The 18,807-nt window shown below is 48.9% G+C and carries 31 protein-coding genes and 3 pseudogenes; 27 read left to right on the forward strand and 7 right to left on the reverse strand.

From position 1 onward, the window contains the following. The first annotated feature begins 12 nt into the window (after positions 1 to 12). The 3 genes and pseudogenes from DKB62_RS12820 (at position 13) to DKB62_RS09740 (ending at position 2,483) form a co-directional block, all read left to right on the forward strand. Positions 13 to 860 (forward strand): annotated as a pseudogene (locus DKB62_RS12820) (beta-keto acid cleavage family enzyme). A 37-nt stretch (positions 861 to 897) separates the two neighbouring features. Then, a complete protein-coding gene (locus tag DKB62_RS09735) occupies positions 898 to 1,065 on the forward strand; it encodes a transcription initiation factor IIE subunit alpha family protein (RefSeq protein WP_204967436.1) in 168 nt (55 codons plus the stop codon). 38 nt (positions 1,066 to 1,103) lie between these two features. Continuing rightward, a complete protein-coding gene (locus DKB62_RS09740) occupies positions 1,104 to 2,483 on the forward strand; it encodes a short-chain fatty acid transporter (RefSeq protein WP_107196175.1) in 1,380 nt (459 codons plus the stop codon). A gap of 344 nt (positions 2,484 to 2,827) precedes the next feature. Here DKB62_RS09740 and DKB62_RS12920 read toward each other — a convergent pair whose 3' ends face one another. Continuing rightward, a complete protein-coding gene (locus DKB62_RS12920; protein ID WP_107196174.1) occupies positions 2,828 to 3,127 on the reverse strand; it encodes a tyrosine-type recombinase/integrase in 300 nt (99 codons plus the stop codon). Between the two features lie 43 nt (positions 3,128 to 3,170). On the opposite strand from DKB62_RS12920, the pseudogene DKB62_RS09750 reads away from it, so the two are divergent. Further along, a pseudogene (locus DKB62_RS09750) lies at positions 3,171 to 4,159 on the forward strand (IS30 family transposase). On the opposite strand, the gene DKB62_RS09755 reads toward DKB62_RS09750, so the two are convergent. The 6 genes and pseudogenes from DKB62_RS09755 to DKB62_RS12840 all read right to left on the reverse strand — a co-directional run. Then, positions 4,137 to 5,027: an Arm DNA-binding domain-containing protein gene (locus DKB62_RS09755; RefSeq protein ID WP_107196849.1), complete on the reverse strand. Its 891-nt coding sequence runs from the start codon at positions 5,025 to 5,027 to the stop codon at positions 4,137 to 4,139. The pseudogene DKB62_RS09750 and the gene DKB62_RS09755 sit on opposite strands and share 23 nt — an antisense overlap. 118 nt (positions 5,028 to 5,145) lie before the next feature. Continuing rightward, a complete protein-coding gene (locus DKB62_RS09760; RefSeq protein ID WP_107196804.1) occupies positions 5,146 to 6,135 on the reverse strand; it encodes an IS30 family transposase in 990 nt (329 codons plus the stop codon). A gap of 374 nt (positions 6,136 to 6,509) precedes the next feature. Further along, positions 6,510 to 7,199, reverse strand: coding sequence for a hypothetical protein (locus DKB62_RS09765; RefSeq protein WP_107196362.1), 690 nt, complete (start codon positions 7,197 to 7,199; stop codon positions 6,510 to 6,512). Positions 7,200 to 7,209: 10 nt separating this feature from the next. Next, entirely contained in the window at positions 7,210 to 7,653 is a 444-nt protein-coding gene (locus DKB62_RS09770; RefSeq protein WP_107196361.1) for an ImmA/IrrE family metallo-endopeptidase, read from the reverse strand. A gap of 13 nt (positions 7,654 to 7,666) precedes the next feature. After that, complete coding sequence (locus tag DKB62_RS12835; protein WP_232818819.1) at positions 7,667 to 7,810, reverse strand: hypothetical protein; 144 nt, start codon at positions 7,808 to 7,810, stop codon at positions 7,667 to 7,669. 63 nt (positions 7,811 to 7,873) lie between these two features. Then, positions 7,874 to 8,038, reverse strand: a pseudogene (locus tag DKB62_RS12840) (helix-turn-helix domain-containing protein); the annotation flags it as partial. A gap of 156 nt (positions 8,039 to 8,194) precedes the next feature. Between DKB62_RS12840 and DKB62_RS09780 the strand changes: the two are divergent. The 23 genes from DKB62_RS09780 to DKB62_RS09885 all read left to right on the forward strand — a co-directional run bounded on the left by DKB62_RS09780 (position 8,195) and on the right by DKB62_RS09885 (position 18,800). Then, entirely contained in the window at positions 8,195 to 8,398 is a 204-nt protein-coding gene (locus DKB62_RS09780) for a helix-turn-helix transcriptional regulator (protein ID WP_107196359.1), read from the forward strand. Between the two features lie 34 nt (positions 8,399 to 8,432). Next, complete coding sequence (locus tag DKB62_RS09785) at positions 8,433 to 8,690, forward strand: hypothetical protein (protein ID WP_107196358.1); 258 nt, start codon at positions 8,433 to 8,435, stop codon at positions 8,688 to 8,690. Then, on the forward strand, positions 8,687 to 8,947 hold the full coding sequence (locus DKB62_RS09790; RefSeq protein ID WP_107196357.1) for a hypothetical protein: 261 nt from the start codon (positions 8,687 to 8,689) through the stop codon (positions 8,945 to 8,947). Before DKB62_RS09785 ends, DKB62_RS09790 begins: the two co-directional genes overlap by 4 nt. A 9-nt stretch (positions 8,948 to 8,956) precedes the next feature. Next, complete coding sequence (locus tag DKB62_RS12725; RefSeq protein ID WP_198643521.1) at positions 8,957 to 9,283, forward strand: hypothetical protein; 327 nt, start codon at positions 8,957 to 8,959, stop codon at positions 9,281 to 9,283. Beyond that, positions 9,280 to 9,621 (forward strand): LysM peptidoglycan-binding domain-containing protein, encoded by a 342-nt coding sequence (locus DKB62_RS09795; RefSeq protein WP_198643520.1) that lies wholly within the window; start codon positions 9,280 to 9,282, stop codon positions 9,619 to 9,621. The genes DKB62_RS12725 and DKB62_RS09795 overlap by 4 nt, the downstream gene beginning before the upstream one ends. A 47-nt stretch (positions 9,622 to 9,668) precedes the next feature. Continuing rightward, entirely contained in the window at positions 9,669 to 10,160 is a 492-nt protein-coding gene (locus tag DKB62_RS09800; protein ID WP_107196355.1) for a helix-turn-helix domain-containing protein, read from the forward strand. Between the two features lie 61 nt (positions 10,161 to 10,221). Further along, positions 10,222 to 10,551, forward strand: a complete 330-nt coding sequence (locus DKB62_RS09805) for a hypothetical protein (RefSeq protein ID WP_107196354.1) — start codon at positions 10,222 to 10,224, stop codon at positions 10,549 to 10,551. Positions 10,552 to 10,553: 2 nt separating this feature from the next. Then, on the forward strand, positions 10,554 to 11,492 hold the full coding sequence (locus tag DKB62_RS09810; RefSeq protein ID WP_198643519.1) for a YqaJ viral recombinase family nuclease: 939 nt from the start codon (positions 10,554 to 10,556) through the stop codon (positions 11,490 to 11,492). 9 nt (positions 11,493 to 11,501) lie between these two features. Further along, on the forward strand, positions 11,502 to 11,702 hold the full coding sequence (locus tag DKB62_RS09815; protein WP_107196353.1) for a hypothetical protein: 201 nt from the start codon (positions 11,502 to 11,504) through the stop codon (positions 11,700 to 11,702). A gap of 62 nt (positions 11,703 to 11,764) precedes the next feature. After that, entirely contained in the window at positions 11,765 to 12,685 is a 921-nt protein-coding gene (locus tag DKB62_RS09820; RefSeq protein WP_107196352.1) for a recombinase RecT, read from the forward strand. Positions 12,686 to 12,697: 12 nt separating this feature from the next. Next, positions 12,698 to 12,994, forward strand: coding sequence for a hypothetical protein (locus DKB62_RS09825; RefSeq protein ID WP_107196351.1), 297 nt, complete (start codon positions 12,698 to 12,700; stop codon positions 12,992 to 12,994). 67 nt (positions 12,995 to 13,061) lie between these two features. After that, positions 13,062 to 13,670: a hydrolase gene (locus DKB62_RS09830; RefSeq protein WP_107196350.1), complete on the forward strand. Its 609-nt coding sequence runs from the start codon at positions 13,062 to 13,064 to the stop codon at positions 13,668 to 13,670. Positions 13,671 to 13,673: 3 nt separating this feature from the next. Next, positions 13,674 to 14,279, forward strand: a complete 606-nt coding sequence (locus tag DKB62_RS09835; RefSeq protein ID WP_107196349.1) for a hypothetical protein — start codon at positions 13,674 to 13,676, stop codon at positions 14,277 to 14,279. A gap of 47 nt (positions 14,280 to 14,326) precedes the next feature. Then, a complete protein-coding gene (locus tag DKB62_RS09840; protein WP_107196348.1) occupies positions 14,327 to 15,244 on the forward strand; it encodes a Lin1244/Lin1753 domain-containing protein in 918 nt (305 codons plus the stop codon). Then, positions 15,222 to 15,821: a replicative helicase loader/inhibitor gene (locus tag DKB62_RS09845; protein WP_107196347.1), complete on the forward strand. Its 600-nt coding sequence runs from the start codon at positions 15,222 to 15,224 to the stop codon at positions 15,819 to 15,821. Before DKB62_RS09840 ends, DKB62_RS09845 begins: the two co-directional genes overlap by 23 nt. Then, positions 15,818 to 16,021: a hypothetical protein gene (locus DKB62_RS09850; RefSeq protein WP_107196346.1), complete on the forward strand. Its 204-nt coding sequence runs from the start codon at positions 15,818 to 15,820 to the stop codon at positions 16,019 to 16,021. Before DKB62_RS09845 ends, DKB62_RS09850 begins: the two co-directional genes overlap by 4 nt. A gap of 2 nt (positions 16,022 to 16,023) precedes the next feature. After that, complete coding sequence (locus tag DKB62_RS09855; protein WP_107196345.1) at positions 16,024 to 16,404, forward strand: hypothetical protein; 381 nt, start codon at positions 16,024 to 16,026, stop codon at positions 16,402 to 16,404. A gap of 41 nt (positions 16,405 to 16,445) precedes the next feature. After that, the gene (locus DKB62_RS09860; RefSeq protein WP_107196344.1) at positions 16,446 to 16,889 is read left to right on the forward strand and encodes a hypothetical protein; all 444 of its coding nucleotides are present in this window, start codon (positions 16,446 to 16,448) and stop codon (positions 16,887 to 16,889) included. Further along, positions 16,886 to 17,434 (forward strand): hypothetical protein, encoded by a 549-nt coding sequence (locus DKB62_RS09865; RefSeq protein ID WP_107196343.1) that lies wholly within the window; start codon positions 16,886 to 16,888, stop codon positions 17,432 to 17,434. Before DKB62_RS09860 ends, DKB62_RS09865 begins: the two co-directional genes overlap by 4 nt. 21 nt (positions 17,435 to 17,455) lie before the next feature. Next, positions 17,456 to 17,911, forward strand: coding sequence for a RusA family crossover junction endodeoxyribonuclease (locus tag DKB62_RS09870; protein WP_107196342.1), 456 nt, complete (start codon positions 17,456 to 17,458; stop codon positions 17,909 to 17,911). Beyond that, entirely contained in the window at positions 17,908 to 18,336 is a 429-nt protein-coding gene (locus DKB62_RS09875) for a hypothetical protein (RefSeq protein WP_107196341.1), read from the forward strand. Before DKB62_RS09870 ends, DKB62_RS09875 begins: the two co-directional genes overlap by 4 nt. 1 nt (position 18,337) lies before the next feature. Beyond that, positions 18,338 to 18,529, forward strand: a complete 192-nt coding sequence (locus DKB62_RS09880; RefSeq protein WP_107196340.1) for a hypothetical protein — start codon at positions 18,338 to 18,340, stop codon at positions 18,527 to 18,529. A gap of 1 nt (position 18,530) precedes the next feature. Then, positions 18,531 to 18,800, forward strand: a complete 270-nt coding sequence (locus tag DKB62_RS09885; protein WP_107196339.1) for a hypothetical protein — start codon at positions 18,531 to 18,533, stop codon at positions 18,798 to 18,800. Positions 18,801 to 18,807 lie beyond the last annotated feature (7 nt).

Raw genomic sequence — 18,807 nt, forward strand, 5'->3', positions numbered from 1 at the left:
AGGAAACCTATCATGAGCAATTTGAAAAACAAAGTTATCATCACCGCAGCTGTAACGGGCGCATGGCCCAAGAAAGAAAACAATCCGAACGTTCCCCTGACGCCGCAGGAAATTGCTGACGACGTCTATCAGTGCTGGCAGGCCGGCGCCGCCGTCGCTCACCTTCACATGCGCGACGACGAAGGCAACGGCACTATGAGCGCCGATAAATTCCGCGAAACCGTACAGACCATCAAGACCAAATATCCCGACTGCGACATCGTCCTGAACCTTACGACGTCGGGCGACCTCCACGCGACGGAAGAAACGCGCCAGCTCCATTTGAAGGAATTAAAGCCGGAAATGGCGTCGTACGACTGCGGCTCCATGAACTGGATGAACAGCGGCTTGTTCCTCAATCCGCCGAAATTCCTGGAAGATTTAGGACTGCTCATGCAGGAACTGAACATCAAGCCGGAAATCGAAGCCTTCGACCCGGGTATGATCGCCAACGCCGCCTACTATATCAAAAAAGCGTATTGAAAGCGCCGCTTCATTTTGAATTGTGCATGGGCTGCGCCAACGGCATCCCCGGCTCGGTTAAGAATCTCGTCTTCATGAAGGAAACGATGGATACCCTGTGCCCGGGCTCTACCTGGTCTTCCTTCGGCGTAGGCCACAGCGCCATGGAAATCATGTACGCCACCATCGCCTTGGGCGGCCATCTCCGCGTTGGCATGGAAGACAACGTCATGTATGCTAAGGGCGTGCTGGCTGAAAGCAACCGCCAGTTTGTAGAACGGGCGCGCCGCCTTATTGAAGAATACGGCAAGGAAGTCGCGACGCCGGATGAAGCCCGTGAAATCTTGAGTTTAAAATAATAGGAGCGTGACAGGTATGACGTGGGGACCTTGTTTTATGTATTATCGTTGTCCGCAATGCGGCAAAAAATTTAAATACGCTATCGATTTGATTCCGGAATTCGGCGACGCCTTCGGGACCTGCCCTGACTGCCATGCCGGCGGCGTGCTGGAGGGAGAAGGGGCACGAACGAAAGACGACGGGGCGTATGAAGAAGTAGAATGAGGTTCCCGCCATACCGGATTATATAAAGGAGGCTTATTATGGCGCAAGCAAATTCGCAAAACGCACAGAAGAAGACGATTACCGATAAGTTTATAGAATTCAGCTTAAACTATATTCCGGACTCCATGGTATTCGTATTGGGGCTGACCGTATTCGTCTTCGTACTGGCACTGATTTTTACGGACTCGACGCCGTGGGGATTGGTTGAAGATTATGCAAAAGGATTCTGGGAATTATTAAGCTTTTCCATGCAGATGTGCTTGATGATGATCAGCGGCTTCGTTATTGCTAATGCAAAGCCAATCCGCAAAGGCATCGTCCGCTTGATTGACTGGCCGAAGACGCGCGGCGGCACCATCGCTCTGTTCGCCCTGATTACCGGCGTTATTTCCTGGCTCCACTGGGGCGTCGGCCTCATGGCTACGATTATCATGGGCAAGGAAATCGCTATCCGCAAACGAGGCCAAGGCTTCCATTATGCTTTTATCGTCGCCATGGCCTATACAAGCATGAATATCATGGCTAACGGCATCTCCCAGGCTGCGCCGCTGCTGTCAGCGACGCCGGGCAACTTTATGGAAAAGATCATGGGCGGCATCGTGCCGATCAGCCAGACGTCCCTGTCTCCGTACATGATGACCTTCCTCGTATTGGAATTACTGGCTTTGCCCGTCGTATACTACCTGCTCATGCCTAAGAAGGAAAAGGCCGTAGAAATCAGCGACGAACTGTACAAGGAATTTACGGCAGAACCGGAAAAAGTCGACGCGTCGAAGAAATTGACGCCGGCTGAACGGTGGGAACGGTCCCGCGTGTTGAACACTCTCATTGCTTTGTTGATTCTCATCTGGTTCGGCGACCACGTCATTACAGAAGGCGTCAGCAAGATCAACCTGAACACGATCAACTTCGCCCTTTTTGGCTTAGGCTTATTGTTCCACGATTCGCCGCACAGCTATATCGAATCGGTAAAAGAAGGGGCGACGACTGTATACGGCGTCATCATCCAGTTCCCCTTGTACGCCGGCATTTTCGGTCTGATTACTTTCTCCGGCTTGGCCGACGAAATTACGGAGCTGTTTATCTCCATCGCGACGCCGGGGACCTATCCGTGGATCGTATTCATTTACACCGGCATCATGGACTTCTTCGTCCCGTCGGCAGGGTCTAAATTCGTCATCGAAGCGCCGTACTTGGTTCCGGCGGCTCAGCACCTGGGCGTTCCCGTTTCGCAGGTTATCAACGCCTACGGCACGGGCGCGCAGATGGCCAACCTGATTCAGCCCTTCTGGGCCATCGCCTACCTGGCGGCCTTCCGCCTTCGCTTCCAGGAAATCCTGCCGTTTACGTTCATGCTCTGGCTGTTCGTATTCATTGCCGGCAGCCTGTGGTTCCTCATTTTCCCCTTTGGATGGTAATATAATTTAGCTGCTAACTCAATTTACTATACTCTTATCTCAATATGAAACATGCAAAAGACCTGCCGTGAGGAGATACTCTTGTCTCCGGCAGGTCTTTTGCATTGCAGGCGAAATCATATGGCCGTCAAGGGCGGGGCAAAAATGAGGCAAAAAATTTATTTCATTTGCTTTTAGAAGACTTGATGAGCAATAAAAAAACAAGGAAGCCTGCATATAACAGGGTTCCTTGTTTTGGTTTTGTGCTATTGTGCTCGTTATTATTTGGAGTACAATTCGACGATGAGCCTAGAACCCGCTAAAATAAGCCATTTTATGAGAAAGAGGCAAAAAGCGGGCAAAAATTATTCCAGATCAAAAATATTTTGGATGTTTTGCGCAGCATTTCGGCGCATTTCTTCACTGTAATGGACATACTTTTTGATGACCGTTTCGACGGTATCCCCTAACAATGCGGCGACCGTTTTTATGTCAACGCCCCTCGCCAGCAATGTAGTTGCATACGTATGCCGTAAGACATGAATCGATGTATCCGGAAGGACTTTCTTTATGTGATGGTTTATGATATTTGTCTCGCTGTTTTTTAAAGGCGAATTTACAATACAAGTGCAACACCTATAAAAAATGACACATAGGTTTCTGATATAATAATGCTACCAAACAAAATCTATATCTCGGAGGAAACCTATGTGCCACTATCATCATCTTACTCTATCTGAACGAGAAAATCTACTCTTTTTTCGCGCGCAGTCCTATTCTATCTCTCGAATTGCGGCGGCCCTCGGCCGAGATAAATCCACGATCTCACGGGAACTACGCAGAAATACAGTGAACGGCAAGTATCTGCCCATCACCGCACAACAACAGTATGCCCGCCGCCGTAAGGCATGCAAGCCTCACAAGCGGTTAGAGAATGCCGAGCTATTCGCATTGGTTAAAAATCTCTTCCTGGTGCATCATTGGTCCCAGAAGAAATTGCCGGACGCTTGCAGCTGGAACATCAGAAGGCACTCCTTAGCTATGCAACGATTTACCGCGCCATATATGCCGGTATGTTTGATGAAACGTCGTCCTCCCATGGGTCCCGCGGTGCGGTCCGCCGCTTGCGGCATCATGGAAAATCCCGGCATACCCGGCAATATCAGGAACGACGGGGTTCTATTCCCATCTCTCACGATATTTCGGAACGGCCAGCAGGAGCCGCTAACCGCTCCCGGCGAGGACATTGGGAATGTGATACCATAGCAGGAAAGACAGGAAAAGCCTGTCTGGTTACGTTGGTAGATAGAAAGAGCCGGTATCTGGTAGGAGGCAAAGCAGCCAAAAAGACAGCACAAGCCGTCAATACGGTATTGCTTCAGGTACTGCAAGGGCAACCTGTAAAAAGCCTTACGCCGGACAGAGGAAAAGAGTTCGCCCATCATGCCGCTGTCACGGAGGCCTTGAACGGCGTGCCGTTTTATTTCCCGCCGCCGCATCAGCCCTGGCAGCGGGGAAGCAACGAAAATACCAATGGCCTAGTCCGAGAGTATTTCCCGAAAGGGACGGACATCACACTCGTTCCAGAAGCCTATGTGCAAGCTGTTTTTGCAGAACTAAATCGCCGTCCCCGAAAATGTTTAGGATACAAAACGCCATACGAAGTACATTACTCTAAAAAGTTGCACTTAGCTTGACAATTCGCCAATAAAAGATTCGCCCATCCGGGGCTACTGGGAATTTCGCTTCTTTATATTCTGTCAGGATTCTTTGCAGCGTGATAGGCATAGGAATCGTCCTTTTAGAATTCGACGTCTTTAGTTTCCCTAACTTATATTCGTATGTCTTTTCAGCTGTCCGAAATCTTTTAAATTGGCGGATAACCTTTAATTCCTTTTTGTCTAAGTCAATGGAGGCCCATGTCAGCCCGGCAATTTCGCCATAACGCAGTCCGGCATAATATCCCACCGCAGCCATCACAGAAAGCATGTACTGATTTTCATGCAAGTATGCATATAAGCAATTGAATTCCTTGGTGGAAATCGTCTGGATTTCTTCTTCATTGATTTCTGGGTAAATGATTCCGTCCATAGGAGACTTTCTCAATAATTCGTAAAATGTGATCGCGTGGCGGATCATTACTTTGAATTTGCTCATGTATAGCTCAACAGTGGATGCGGAAAGCTTGGATTCATTTACGCAAGTTTGGATATAAGCCCGTGTAAGGTCTGGTAAAGGAATATTACATAAATCCGAAAAGGCAGATATTGCGTTTTCATAAACATCTATAGATCCATCCGAAAGCTGCTTTTTCTTATCTATTTGGTAAATGGCCCAAAATTGTTTCAATGTGATATTTTGCATAAGAGGGTCGGCGGGTGTCGGGACATAGTTTTCCGCTATTTTTTTTAATAGCTTTTCCCCGGCAGCTTTGGCAAGGCTTTTCTGTGAGAAGCCCTGCTTTGACTTCTGTTTCCATTTTCCGTCAGCCTTATACGACAGGATAACCTGCCAGCCGGTAGATTTTTTCCGATAATGGAAAGCATGGGGAATCATATCATTCATGACATTCACCTCCTTGCAAAACGAATCCTGACTATATATAATAGAAGCATGAACAGCATTTTTATGACGGCCGCCGCATTCTCCCTGTGCGGCGGTAGTTTTTTGCCAGGGCGAATTGTCAAGCTAAGTGCAACTTTTTAGAGTAATGTACTTCGTATGGCGTTTTGTATCCTAAACATTTTCGGGGACGGCGATTTAGTTCTGCAAAAACAGCTTGCACATAGGCTTCTGGAACGAGTGTGATGTCCGTCCCTTTCGGGAAATACTCTCGGACTAGGCCATTGGTATTTTCGTTGCTTCCCCGCTGCCAGGGCTGATGCGGCGGCGGGAAATAAAACGGCACGCCGTTCAAGGCCTCCGTGACAGCGGCATGATGGGCGAACTCTTTTCCTCTGTCCGGCGTAAGGCTTTTTACAGGTTGCCCTTGCAGTACCTGAAGCAATACCGTATTGACGGCTTGTGCTGTCTTTTTGGCTGCTTTGCCTCCTACCAGATACCGGCTCTTTCTATCTACCAACGTAACCAGACAGGCTTTTCCTGTCTTTCCTGCTATGGTATCACATTCCCAATGTCCTCGCCGGGAGCGGTTAGCGGCTCCTGCTGGCCGTTCCGAAATATCGTGAGAGATGGGAATAGAACCCCGTCGTTCCTGATATTGCCGGGTATGCCGGGATTTTCCATGATGCCGCAAGCGGCGGACCGCACCGCGGGACCCATGGGAGGACGACGTTTCATCAAACATACCGGCATATATGGCGCGGTAAATCGTTGCATAGCTAAGGAGTGCCTTCTGATGTTCCAGCTGCAAGCGTCCGGCAATTTCTTCTGGGGACCAATGATGCACCAGGAAGAGATTTTTAACCAATGCGAATAGCTCGGCATTCTCTAACCGCTTGTGAGGCTTGCATGCCTTACGGCGGCGGGCATACTGTTGTTGTGCGGTGATGGGCAGATACTTGCCGTTCACTGTATTTCTGCGTAGTTCCCGTGAGATCGTGGATTTATCTCGGCCGAGGGCCGCCGCAATTCGAGAGATAGAATAGGACTGCGCGCGAAAAAAGAGTAGATTTTCTCGTTCAGATAGAGTAAGATGATGATAGTGGCACATAGGTTTCCTCCGAGATATAGATTTTGTTTGGTAGCATTATTATATCAGAAACCTATGTGTCATTTTTTATAGGTGTTGCACTTGTATTGTAAATTCGCCCAGAAAAATAAAACAAGTGTTCGCCTATTGGCGTCTAAATTTTCCCCTGCCTGCAAAACGGGCAGGGGATTTTTGCGTATTATATGTAAAAAATGCTGATTTTTACATAGTTCCGTGAATGAAATGGTAAAAACGGCCATTTTTACAATCTGAACCGGTAAGAAATCCTGAATTGTTCAAATGCAGACAAATGCAGAATTAAATGCAGAAAATTAGATGATTCTGCATTTACGGCTGCGGTTTCCGGCAGTTGTTGCAGAAAGTGCAACAACTGCTTAAACCCTACCAACGATAATCAGCGGATTAATGTCTCCGCCTAATTGGTTTTTCATTTTGGTTCTACCAGTAACATATCCGTATACGGTTCCCGTGGTTCCTTTTTGAATAGCATCGGTGTTTCCAATAATAATTGCCTGAATAATGATGTTATCGTCTGCATACATATTGATTTGGGATACTTTTTCGCCGCCGAACATTTTTCCTAAATCTGAATCAGGCGGAAATTCGCTGATACTATTGACATGGGCGGAAAGAGCAATCGGTTTGCCGTAGTAATCCCAGGGGGCTTTATACACATCAGCCGGTGAAGCTGCTTGAGTTTTATTTGCAATATCCGGGGTCTTTTTAATAAGGGCGGCCGCAGTTCCAACATTTCCGTTTGTCATGGCATCCTCATCCGAAGTATTCCATGTAACAGGCTTTTCTTTTGGCATTTGCTTTGCAACTTCTTTTTCTGCCTGCTCGTTTGCTCGGTCAGCTTTTTGGCTGGCGGTCATCGTATCTTTTGGCGGATTGAGTAACGGATCGCCTACAGCGAAGATAAACCATACGGCGCTTATCCCGGCAATAGCGTACAACTGCTTTTTTGTGAATTCATGCCGGTGACAATATAATAGAAACCATCCCAGAGGTGCGAAGAATACTAATGCTGCCCACATGAACCACTTCTTTTCATACCATTTCATAAAATCCCTCCTAATCAGGTTCTACGCACCGGCACAACAGCTGATGCGCTTCTTGATACGTGAACAACTCCCGGTTCCGCGGGACGGCCTGCAACAGCCGCTCGTCGATGTCGTAGCTGTGGGATAGCAGATACAGGGCGAATAGGTTCGCCTCGTACTCGTTGGCCGACCGGCAGTAGTTCGCGGTGTCGGCGTGGAAGGCGTAGCCCGTGCCGCAGTGCATGAGAGCATGTCCCAGCTCATGAGCGACGACGATATACTGTTCACGTTCATCTAAATTCTCATTCAAAACGATAATTTTCCGGCGGACCGGCTTAGTCAGAAATCCGCGGATATTCGGCGGCAAGGGTGCATACCTTACAGGGATGCGCAGCGTCTGCGCAATCTGAAAAGGGTTGGCCGTTCCGCAGCGCCGGACAAGATTATTGACCCGTACCCTGATATTTTTCCCCATAGCGGCAGCACTCCTATTTCTTTTTCCGCTTATTCGCTTCTTTCGCGGCCAGAAAGGCCATCTTCAACGCCTGCCGGACCATGTCCCGTCCTTCGTCATCCAGATGGTAGACGTCGCCGTCGAAGATGACCTCGGACTGTTCAAGGTATTTCTTCATGTCCTTAGGCATTTTCTCAGCAGGCGGGGATGCGGTTTGACGGTCATTGCCTAACAAATAGTCAATAGAAACATTAAAATATTCAGACATCTTTTTTAATATTTCCGGGCTAGGCGTAGTCAGCCCTAATTCATACTTGGAAACCGCCGCTTTCTGAACCGATAGGATTTTTCCCAATTCAGTCTGTGTTATTCCTTTATTATTTCTCAATTCTCGTATCCTGTTCATAGACTCACCTCTGTTTATATCTTATAGTATCTATTTAAGATACTCAATAGAGGTATCAAAAGCAGATACTTTTCCTGTTTAGTATCTTGACAAGAAACATGCTGGCGTGTATAATACAAGTATCTTCAAAAGATACATTGAGGGGAGGTGAGAAAATTGTTCGAAAACTTGCGAAGACTTAGAACTGAAGCCGGAATCACTTGCGAACAAATGGCTGAATACATGGGGTTAGAGACGAAATCAGCTTACAGCAAAAAAGAACTGGGGCAGACAAGATTTACTTTAGCCGAGGCTCGAAAAGTATCTGAAATTTTAGGAAAAAGCATTGAAGATATTTTTTATGCCGACGAGGTATCTTGAAAAGATACTGAATTGAGCGGAAGGAGAGAATTACATGAGTTACAAAACCGAAGCTACAAAAGAACGGCTTGCGAAGCTGTTAGAGATTCAAAAACAAATAGAAGAAAATATTTTCGTTCCCAATCCTGAAGGTCGGAGCAACGATGACGATTTGCCGTATTACAAAGATCTGTATCGGCAGTATCAGCAGTTTTTGGATAGCTTAAATTTATTGATTCGTTTCGAAAGTTTTCGCTTGGGAAACAATTTATATGATGACGAAAATAAGAAAAAAGGGGGGCCGATAACATGATAAGCCTTCAGGAATTACAGGAAATGCGAGAGCGGGATAACGCCCACAAACAGGAGGCATTGAATCTTTTGACCGTGGCCCTGACTTTTGATGACAAGTTCTTTAAGTTCCAGCTCATCAATGACGGCAACACGGTCAAGATCACCGAAGCTGGAAACGACGAGGAAAATAATTTCCTTCTGTGCAACGTTGCCGGGGACAACATCCCTGCGATGCTGTGCGACGTGCTCAAGCAGGGCCGGGCGTGGTTATTTTAGGAGGTAGTTATGGAAAAGCTGGCGTACAGCCGGGAAGACCTTATGAAGCTTTTCCAATGCGGGCCGACGTCAATCTGGCGAATGGAGCAAGACGGACGGCTCAAGAAGCTGAACAGCATTCCCGGCTGCATGTACCGGGCCAAAGAGGTTTTTGAACTGTTGGAACTTGGCCCGGACTATGAACAGCGGTCGCCGTTTGCATGGCGGCGGCTGGAAAACGAGAACAAGGAACTCAAGGCCGAGGTCGCCGCCCTCAAGCTGCGGCTTTCGCGAATCTCGGCCATGGCGTTGGGTACGCTGCCAATCGGCAGCGACGAAGGGAGGGAAGGAGCATGAAAACCCATGAACGGCATGATTGGCAAGGCATTACTTGCCACGACGCAGCAAGTTACCAGCAAGTTAAGCCGGTAAGCTGGAAAAAGCGCATGGCTGTCACGCTGGCGGCCACCTTGGCCGTCGGTATGCTGGCCGGTTGGGCGGCAACTCAGCAAGTTACGACGCCGCCCGCGGTCTACACGGTGCAGGCCGGAGACACGCTTTGGAGCATTGCCGAGCGGTTCGCCACGGAAGACGTCGATCTGCGCGAAGCGTACTGGCAGATCATGCAGGACAACGGCCTGAATACCGACGGCGTGATACAGCCGGGGCAGCAGCTCGTCATATACCGCTACTAAAAAACGGCGGCCACAATTTTAGTTTACGGAAAAGGGGGTGAAAGTCTATGAGTTCCGTATTCACACGATTGGCCATTCAGGCCCGGCATAACGCAGGGCTGACGCAGGAGGCCGCGGCCGAACGAATCGGCGTCGCCCTTCGGACGATCGCCCACTATGAAGCGGGCCGCATTCCGGCCGACGACATCGTTGCCCGCATGATGCAGGTGTACCGGGCTCCGTACCTGGGGTATGCGTATTTGTCGCAGGAATCGGAAGTCGGCCGGGCATTATTGCCGCAGATTACGAACGTCAGCGGTATCGCTTCCGGGGTCATGCAGATCCGCGTGGCCATCAAAAAAGCGGTCAAGATGTATGACCGCTTGGAAGAAATATGCTGCGACAACGTCGTCAGCCGCGACGAGCAGCGGGACTATGAACGTTGCTGGTCGGAACTCGACAATCTCATGGCCAGCGTTACGGCCATGAAATTTAGTCCGAGAAAAGGAAAAAGCCCCGCGGGGGCAACCGCAGGGCTTTCAGAGAGAATTAACTTTTGAAAACGTTTTCGTAGTCATTATATCACAACTGCGAAAGCGACGAAAGGAGAGAATTTTTCGAATGATAACGAAGAGTAAGGATTTGAAAGAATTTATTGCTTCATTCAACAAAAGCCGACGGCTCGGCGACGTTACCAGCCGCATGATGTTAATCGCTTTTGACGGTGGATATGGCCGGAGAGCCTTCTACCTTCATCCGCTGCCGCGGCTGACGAAATCTAAATTCCAGTTCTACGTCAGTCAGGACCCGGCGAAGAAGGGCGAAACTCCGACGTGGTCGCTTGCAATGATGAGCGGCGGCAAGGTCGATCTCGAGACAAAAGAGTCCGGGCTCGATGAGGACACGGTATTACGCCGGATTATGGAAATTATCAAGAGAGAGGAGAATTAACGGTGGATGCTAAATTGATCATGATGGTCGAACAGATGAAAGACCGCGACGTCTGGCGTCAGACGAGAAACCTTGGGATCGGCGGCTCCGACGCCGGCGCTATCATGGGCATGAACCCGTGGAAAAGCAAATATCAGCTCTGGCTGGAAAAGACCGGGCAAGCGGAGCCGGAGGACATTTCCGGGAAAGAATCGGTCTACTGGGGCACGGTCTTAGAGGCCCCCGTAGCCGATCGCTTCGCCGAGCTCACCGGGAAGAAGATTCGCCGGGCGGGCATGATGCAGAATATCAAAGACCCGTGGATGTTGGCCAACGTTGACCGGCTGATCGTCGGCGAAAAGGCCGGGCTGGAATGCAAGTGCACGAACGCTTTTTCGGTCAAGGACTGGAAAGAGGATAACTTGCCGGATAGCTATTACTGGCAGTGCCAGCATTACATGATGACGACGGGCCTTCCTGTCTGGTATATCGCCGTCCTGATCGGCGGCAACAGCTTCGACTATAAGGCCGTTCCACGGCACGACGACGACATCAAGGCCTTGTACGAGGCCGAGGCGGAATTCTGGCTGAAGAATGTCAAAGAAGGCGTCATGCCGGATATTGACGGCAGCGAATCGACGGCAAAGGCCATTGAAAAGCAGTTTGCCGGAAACAAATCCGACCCGATCGAATTGCCGAGCGAAGCGGCGGACATCTTGCAGCTCCTTCATAATTTCAAGCAGCAAGAAAAGGACGTCAAGGCTGCCATTCAGGAGCAGGAGAACAAGCTGTGCGCCATGATGGGCGATTATGAAATCGGCTTCATCGGCGACCAGAAAATCACTTGGAAATGGCAGGACGGCCGAATTACCGTTGATAGTAAAAAATTGAAAAAGGATTTCCCGGAAATCTATGCGCAGGTCACAAAACAGGGAAAGCCGTCGCGGAGGCTCCGGGCTTAGGAGGTCACAATGAAGGTCATCATCAACATGTCCGGCGAGCCGGACGAAATCATGGCACTGTTCCGGGAAGTCTCCGGGACAGATATCAAAGAGAATGTTGTTAGTGAAATACCTTCTCAAAAAAAACGGGCGGGACGGCCTAAGAAGACCGTAACGACGGAAGAGAAGGACGACATTGACAAGGAAATAGAATCTAAGATTTTCGGATAAGAAGGCGGGCTGATCATTTTCGCGAGTTGGCGAAAATGATCGGCTTATAAGGAGGAACAGACATGGCAACAACAAAGGGCGGACTGGCCGCCACCCAAAAAAATGCGGCGGTAACGTCGCCGAAGAAACACATGATGGATTTAATAAAATCCATGAAACCGCAAATTGAAGCAGCATTGCCGTCCGTACTTACGGGCGAACGGTTTACTCGAATGGTGTTGTCCGCAATGAGTACGACGCCAAAGCTTATAGAATGTACGCCAAACAGCTTTTTAGGGGCTATGATGCAGGCGGCGCAGCTGGGCGTAGAGCCTAATACTCCGCTAGGACAGGCGTACCTGATTCCTTATAAAAATAAGGGAACAATGGAATGCCAGTTCCAATTAGGCTATAAGGGTCTGATTGATTTAGCCTATCGAAGCGGCCAGGTAAAGGATATTCAAGCTCATGAAGTATATGAAAACGATGAATTTGAATATGAATTAGGGCTTGAAGCAAAATTGCGGCATAAACCGGCTATGAAGGATCGCGGCGCTGTCGTTGCATATTACGCCGTATTCCATACGAAAGACGGCGGATATGGATTCGAAGTTATGAGTGTTGATGATATTCGGAATCACGCTAAGAAATACAGCCAGAGCTTCAACAGTTCCTATAGTCCTTGGTCTCGTAATTTTGATGAAATGGCGAAGAAAACCGTACTTAAAAAATGCCTGAAATACGCGCCGCTTAAAACCGAATTCGTTCGGGCGATGAATTCGGATGGCACGATCAAGTCGACGCTGGCGAAAGATATGGTCGATGTAAAGGACGAAACCGATTATATTGACACTGAAGCGGAAGCCGTTACGGAACAAGCGACGCCAACGAGCCAACCGGAACCTAAAGAAGAACCTGCCGTCGACATGACGACCGGCGAAGTATTACAGGAGCAGCCTATGAGCGAGGACGATCGAATTCTGGAAGACTCGCTGAACATTTAGGAGGACGCCACGATGACCGTAACTAAGTTTGGGTACGAGCTAAATTATAAAACCGAATTCATCGACCTGCGGCCCTATGCTGACCTGGCGATGCGGAGGATGTGGAGAATCCAATTTCCCAATAAGTATGGGGCATCTATTATTGGCGGCGGTCCGGGGGCTTACGGGGACGGCGAGAAGACGTTTGAGGTGATGATCCTTTATGAAGGAGAACCTTGCTACGATACCCCGATTACGAACGACGTTCTCGGCTATCAAACGGAGGACGAAGTTCACGAAATCTTAAAGCAAATCGAAAATTTAACATAACAGCGTCAGCCGCCGGAAGGGAGCCGCCTTCCGGCACTGGCAGTATTGGGAAAGGGAGAGAATTGACATGACAGAAAAAGAATCTTGGGAAAACATTAAGGATGCTTTTGGGCAGATTGTAGATCAGCGCATTGAACGCAAAGGAATTTCAGACTTGCTGTTCTGGCTGGAAAACGAAACGGATTTCTTTACGGCTCCGGCAAGCACGCGCTTTCATGGTGCGTATGCGGGCGGCCTAGCGATGCACAGCATTCACGTATGCCAGCGCCTCATTCAGTTATGCCGGACATACAACATTGGGAACAAGGTATCTATTGCCATCGTGTCGCTGTTCCATGACGTGTGCAAGGCCAATTTTTACGGCGTCGAAATGCGGAACCGAAAGAATGAAGAAACGGGACGTTGGGAAAAGGTACCTTTTTACACGATTCAAGACCAATTCCCGGCAGGCCACGGCGAAAAGTCGGTCATGCTGATCCAGCGGTTCATGCCGTTGACAAACGAGGAAATCATGGCCATCAACTGGCATATGGGATTCTCCGACGCCCGGGCGCAAGGCTACGCCGGCATGAACGCCGTGAGCGCCGCCTTTGAAAAGTATCCGCTGGCCCTGCTCCTGCACTTTGCAGACATGCAGGCAACGTATTGGGATGAAAAGACGCAAGAGGAGGAATAAATCATGAGTGAAGTATTACAAGGAATGAACATCAAATCGGTCAAATACCTGTCTTCGTCGGATAAGGTAGTTGTTAATTTTGAAAATAACGTCAACGGCAGCACGGCCGAAATCAAGGCGACCTATTCCGAGCCGCCCCGGCCGGAGTTTGCCGAAGCCTTCGAAGCATTGAGACCAGATTTTACAGAAATCTTTGAATTTTCGCAGGATGTTGCCGAAAGAGTAATTCCGTATGCTGTATCGGTCAAGACGACCAAGAACGGAGCACTGCAAGCTACTATTTCGGCCAAGATCTACATCGAACAGTACAACAGTTATTCAGCCCTGAATACGCCAATGCTGGTTGAAATGACCGACGAAAATTCTGACACCGTTACCAACGCCTTCCCCGCGGGGACGGCCGATAAGATCCGCAAAGTATTGTCCGAGGCATATATGTACATTACCGGCAAGCGGGCCCAGATGAGCCTGTTTGAGGATGAGGAAGACGATGACCTTTCTGGCGGCGCCGACGAAATGGTTCCCGCTTCCGGCGTGCACACGGAAACAGCACGCAGCGAACGGATCGCGGCGGCTTCAGACGGCCCCGGAAAAGCTTCTTTTAACTAGACGACACCTAATATTTACTATCCCGCCATGGGGCGAAAGGACATCATATGAAAAGAGGACTAGACTTTTTCTCTTTTGATGTCGACTTTTTCGATGACGAGAAGATACAGTATGTATCCGCTCGATTTGGAATTAAAGGCGAAGTATGTGCGATACGTTTGCTGACGCGAATTTATCGTAACGGGTACTTCTTAAAGTGGGATGAAGACGCACCATATCTATTTGCGAAAGTTGCGGGCAACGGATTTACCCCTGACTTAGTGAACGGAATTGTGGATGAATTGGCTAAGCGCGGCTTTTTTGATAAGGCCCTTCTTAACTCGTTCGGCGTTTTGACATCGCACGGCATACAGCAAAGATACTTTAAAGCCTGCGAACGGCGCAAAAAAATAGAGGTTGATGAACGCCTATTATTGGTCGATCCATCGGACTTCAAAAATTTGCAAATTCGCCGGTCTACTTCGTGCTACCATTCCGAGAAAAAATGCCGACATCATGTAGACATTTCGAACCAAAATGCAGACATTTCGAACCAAAATGCAGACATTTCGAAACAAAGTAAAGTAGAAGAAAGTAGAGGAAAGGAAAGGAAAGTAGACGTAGTAAAGGATCCGGCGACAACGCCATATGAGGCCTTCCGAATCTACGCTAATAATATTCATCCCATCAGTTCAGAGATTGAGAAAGATAGGCTTCTGGACTTGATAGACCATTATGGGGACGAGTGGGTATGCAAGGCCATCGAAAGAGCCGTCATGCGGAACAAGCGGAATCTGGGCTACATTATCGGCATTCTGCGGCGTTGGGACAGCGAAGGCTATGACGACGAGAAGACCTTTAAACCTCAGCACTCACACCCCAGCCAGCAAAAAAACGGGAAACAGCAGGCCATTTCTGACGTCATGGATTTGCTCGAAGAATACGAACAGGAGGCGAAGAACAATGGAATCGATGGAAATAGCTAAAGCCGAGACGTTAAAGGCAATATCCTTCCTGCAACTGGCATACAGCCGGGAACTCAGTAAGGATCAACTAAAATTTTACGTCGAAATGCTCGTCGACATTCCCCCCGCTATTCTGGAAACGGCGGTTCGAAAGCTTATCAACGATTCTAAGTTCTTGCCGACCATAGCAGAAATCCGAAGCGCAGCGGCCACACTGGAAGGGCTGGCGTGCGGTACGGCGGAGCTGGACGCTGACGAGGCATGGGGACAGGTGCAGCGGGCCATACATAGCGTCGGTTACTATAACCGGCCGGAGTTTGACAGCGAGGCGCTCATGGAAACGGTCGACAGCCTGGGATGGCAGGAGATTTGCATGACACCCGTCGAAGATACGCCGATCCTGCGGGCCCAGTTCCGCCGGGCCTACGAGCAGAATTTAGCCCGCCGGGCTGAGAAAAAGGAATTTCGCCGGGCCATTATACAGGGCGGGAACCAGAAGAAAATTGCCGGGGCCGTGCGGATGCTGAAAGAAAAAATGAACATGAACCAGCCGGGCGGTACCACGCCGCCCCGGCTGACAGGGGGTAATACTCCATGAACAAGCGAAATCATGAGCACTATAAAGACCCGACGCCGTACGACGCCATCAAGAAGTTGCAGGCCGAGGCCGACGCGGCGGACGCCCGGCGAATGGACGACGCCCTTCGCATTGCCAAAATGGCCTTCGCGGCGGCTGGGTTTGAATTAGTGGAACGCATTGTCCTGAAGAACGTCAGGACGGGGAAAGTGTACAAATAGCTATGACTGAGAGAGAAAAGAAAGAGTTGCTTCAAGATAAAAGAAGCATCATAAAACGGATGACGATTGAATTTGAGCACTGGGAATATATCAAAGATCATGGCTGCAATGACCCGTTTTATGCGGACGGCGTGAACATGAATCTCATAAGGAACCATATCATTTACGATAAATGCCAGTTGCTGGAAATATGCGAAGCGCTGAATGAGCCTGTGCCAGAAGAATACTACATCCAGACCCCGCCGAAAGTGGACAACAACTATATGTGCAAGGACGGGGCAATGTTTGAGATAAGGCGGCAGCGTGTGGAAGCATGGGGGCAAAAAGTAGTAACGAAGCTTTCAAGAAAATTCAGTCTATCAGGGCAAACAGAGCTATTTTGAATATCTTGCGGGCATCCGCAAAATGAAGGGAGAGAATTACAATGGGCAAACTTTGGAAAAAGACCTGTGCAATTTGCGGGAACGACTTCAAGGTCTACGGATCTTCGTACGCTCAAAAATACTGCAATACGTGCAGGGACAAGTATTTCAAATTCTTGGACGAGTGGGCAAAAGCAGGATACCCCATCAAGACGCATTGCGTCATTTGCGGGGCTCCGCTGCCGAAACGAACCCGCGGCGCCGGATTAAAGAAAGCGAGCTGTGACGGCGAGTGTTACAAGCTGCTGACCACCTTATACCAGCAAAATGCCCGAATTAAGAGAGAGGATTTGATTGTTATGCCCCGCAGGCCGAAAAAAGAGCCCGTCAAGCGGCGAAAGCCGGGGCAAATGAGCCGCCTTGGGGAGCTGGAAGCGGCTGCGCGGGCTGCCGGGATGAGTTACGGCGAGTATATAGCAACACAACTGAGAGGGATGAAACAATGAAGTTAACAGAACCGATAAATCCATTCAAAATGATGAGAGTTGATCCATACGAGCAAATGGAAATGCATCTTAAAGCGCTATCGTCATTTTGTCATGCTGGAGCGGATTGTCGCGAATGCCCATTAGGCCAAACAACATACCTAAAAGAGAAGGGGAATCCGCGATATAGCTGCCCAGTGTTTGCGTATCCTTCATCCGAGAAGGCTAAGAAGAAAATAAGAGGATGGCAAATGCTTCCGGGTAAACTTCCGGAAATGAGTATATATGGAATCAGCCGGGAAGTTATTATTATCGTGCGTCATATTGCGGATCCTGAAAAAGACCCATTCCCGACAGATGATAGTAATTTTTGTGGAATATATTTAGCAAGATACTATAGTACTAAGATATGGGCGACAGAAACGATGGAGTTCCCGACGAAAGACGTTGTTGCTTGGATGGATTTGCCGGAGGCTCCATGGTACATAGAGGAGATGCTCAACAGCTATGGGCTAAGCTTAAGGCTGAGTTTAAAGCAGGAGGACGAAACCAATGAAACCGATTGAGCAATGGAGGGGTAAAGAAAAATGAGTGCTACATGGGAGCAGGTCAACGGCAAAACCATCGTCAAAATGACGGTCTTCGGCGAGCCCGTTCCGCAGGGGCGGCCCCGCTTCTCGACCATCAACGGACATGTGCAGGCTATTGACCCGAAGAAATCGAGGAACTACAAGCAGCTGATCCAGCTGGAAGCGCAGCCGTTATTTTATAGAGGATTTACGGCAATAGAGGCGGCCAGCCGGTTAAAGCTTCACATCTTCCGAGGCATCCCCCAGTCATGGAGCCGGAAAAAGAAAGAGGCTGCCCTGGGGAATATCCTTCGACCGACGAGCAGGCCTGATACGGACAACTACGTCAAGGGTGTTCTCGACGCATTAAATGGATTTGTCGTCAAAGATGACAGCTGTATCGTACAGATTGAGGCCGGAAAGTTTTACAGCGACCGGCCGCGGATTGAAATTGAAGTGGAGGAAATCGTATGAAAATCAAGGGATACCAACTTATCGAATTGAGAGAAAGATGGGGACAAACAAATATTATACCGGTTATGCGTACTAACACCTATCTTAGGGCCGTCGCATCCCTTAGACTTTATCAAAAACTCAATCCTGACGCAAAATTTCGTATAGAAGCTGTGCCCGATACTTCAAGGGAAGACACCCCCACGCAATGGATCAAAACCAGAGATAGACTTCCGGAATTAAAGCATGCTGGCGGCCCGCAAGGATATTATCACTATTCGGATTCCGTTCTCGTGTGGTACAGAGGAGTCATGAAAGTGACCACTATTATGAAATGGGATGCTGAAACGAAATATTCTTGGGATTTAGATGACGACACGATTAAAGACGTTTACGATGTGCCATACTGGGCGCCAATATCGGAGCCGATACAGGAGGATGCATAGCGTGAAATGGATTCGACCGCAGGATGAATTGCCTCGAAGATATGAGAGAGTTCTACTATATATCGAAGAGTATGGCATTGTAACCGGATGTTATAACGGCAATGGTGTATGGACACCAGATAATTTAGGAATTGTTGATGAAACCGCATCCTACTGGGCACCCTTGCCACCATTACCGAAGGAGGATGATTAACATGAAGTGGATTCGACCGCAAGATGAGTTGCCAGAGGCGAAATATCCATTTCCGGGCGGAAAGTATTCTGATAATGTGTTGATTTGTCAAGATGGGGCGTTTTATATTGCACATTTAGAATCTTACCAACCCGGCGGATACTCTCTTTTTATTACACATGATTTGGAGCCCCACGGCGTGGAGGTGGATGTTGAAGAAGTAACTTGCTGGGCGCCCATCCCGAAGCCGCCGAAGGAATGGCTAAACGATGAGGAAGAACCGCCGGCGTAGGCCGAAG

Source organism: Megasphaera stantonii (genome assembly GCF_003367905.1).
Lineage (GTDB): Bacteria > Bacillota > Negativicutes > Veillonellales > Megasphaeraceae > Megasphaera > Megasphaera stantonii.

Coding starts and splice junctions, on each gene's coding strand:
- DKB62_RS09735 (WP_204967436.1), top strand. CDS start 898: ATGTATTATCGTTGTCCGCAATGCGGCAAAAAATTTAAATACGCTATC.
- DKB62_RS09740 (WP_107196175.1), top strand. CDS start 1,104: ATGGCGCAAGCAAATTCGCAAAACGCACAGAAGAAGACGATTACCGAT.
- DKB62_RS09755 (WP_107196849.1), bottom strand. CDS start 5,027: ATGAATGATATGATTCCCCATGCTTTCCATTATCGGAAAAAATCTACC.
- DKB62_RS09760 (WP_107196804.1), bottom strand. CDS start 6,135: ATGTGCCACTATCATCATCTTACTCTATCTGAACGAGAAAATCTACTC.
- DKB62_RS09765 (WP_107196362.1), bottom strand. CDS start 7,199: ATGAAATGGTATGAAAAGAAGTGGTTCATGTGGGCAGCATTAGTATTC.
- DKB62_RS09770 (WP_107196361.1), bottom strand. CDS start 7,653: ATGGGGAAAAATATCAGGGTACGGGTCAATAATCTTGTCCGGCGCTGC.
- DKB62_RS12835 (WP_232818819.1), bottom strand. CDS start 7,810: ATGAAGAAATACCTTGAACAGTCCGAGGTCATCTTCGACGGCGACGTC.
- DKB62_RS09785 (WP_107196358.1), top strand. CDS start 8,433: ATGAGTTACAAAACCGAAGCTACAAAAGAACGGCTTGCGAAGCTGTTA.
- DKB62_RS09790 (WP_107196357.1), top strand. CDS start 8,687: ATGATAAGCCTTCAGGAATTACAGGAAATGCGAGAGCGGGATAACGCC.
- DKB62_RS12725 (WP_198643521.1), top strand. CDS start 8,957: ATGGAAAAGCTGGCGTACAGCCGGGAAGACCTTATGAAGCTTTTCCAA.
- DKB62_RS09795 (WP_198643520.1), top strand. CDS start 9,280: ATGAAAACCCATGAACGGCATGATTGGCAAGGCATTACTTGCCACGAC.
- DKB62_RS09800 (WP_107196355.1), top strand. CDS start 9,669: ATGAGTTCCGTATTCACACGATTGGCCATTCAGGCCCGGCATAACGCA.
- DKB62_RS09805 (WP_107196354.1), top strand. CDS start 10,222: ATGATAACGAAGAGTAAGGATTTGAAAGAATTTATTGCTTCATTCAAC.
- DKB62_RS09815 (WP_107196353.1), top strand. CDS start 11,502: ATGAAGGTCATCATCAACATGTCCGGCGAGCCGGACGAAATCATGGCA.
- DKB62_RS09820 (WP_107196352.1), top strand. CDS start 11,765: ATGGCAACAACAAAGGGCGGACTGGCCGCCACCCAAAAAAATGCGGCG.
- DKB62_RS09825 (WP_107196351.1), top strand. CDS start 12,698: ATGACCGTAACTAAGTTTGGGTACGAGCTAAATTATAAAACCGAATTC.
- DKB62_RS09830 (WP_107196350.1), top strand. CDS start 13,062: ATGACAGAAAAAGAATCTTGGGAAAACATTAAGGATGCTTTTGGGCAG.
- DKB62_RS09835 (WP_107196349.1), top strand. CDS start 13,674: ATGAGTGAAGTATTACAAGGAATGAACATCAAATCGGTCAAATACCTG.
- DKB62_RS09840 (WP_107196348.1), top strand. CDS start 14,327: ATGAAAAGAGGACTAGACTTTTTCTCTTTTGATGTCGACTTTTTCGAT.
- DKB62_RS09845 (WP_107196347.1), top strand. CDS start 15,222: ATGGAATCGATGGAAATAGCTAAAGCCGAGACGTTAAAGGCAATATCC.
- DKB62_RS09850 (WP_107196346.1), top strand. CDS start 15,818: ATGAACAAGCGAAATCATGAGCACTATAAAGACCCGACGCCGTACGAC.
- DKB62_RS09855 (WP_107196345.1), top strand. CDS start 16,024: ATGACTGAGAGAGAAAAGAAAGAGTTGCTTCAAGATAAAAGAAGCATC.
- DKB62_RS09860 (WP_107196344.1), top strand. CDS start 16,446: ATGGGCAAACTTTGGAAAAAGACCTGTGCAATTTGCGGGAACGACTTC.
- DKB62_RS09865 (WP_107196343.1), top strand. CDS start 16,886: ATGAAGTTAACAGAACCGATAAATCCATTCAAAATGATGAGAGTTGAT.
- DKB62_RS09870 (WP_107196342.1), top strand. CDS start 17,456: ATGAGTGCTACATGGGAGCAGGTCAACGGCAAAACCATCGTCAAAATG.
- DKB62_RS09875 (WP_107196341.1), top strand. CDS start 17,908: ATGAAAATCAAGGGATACCAACTTATCGAATTGAGAGAAAGATGGGGA.
- DKB62_RS09885 (WP_107196339.1), top strand. CDS start 18,531: ATGAAGTGGATTCGACCGCAAGATGAGTTGCCAGAGGCGAAATATCCA.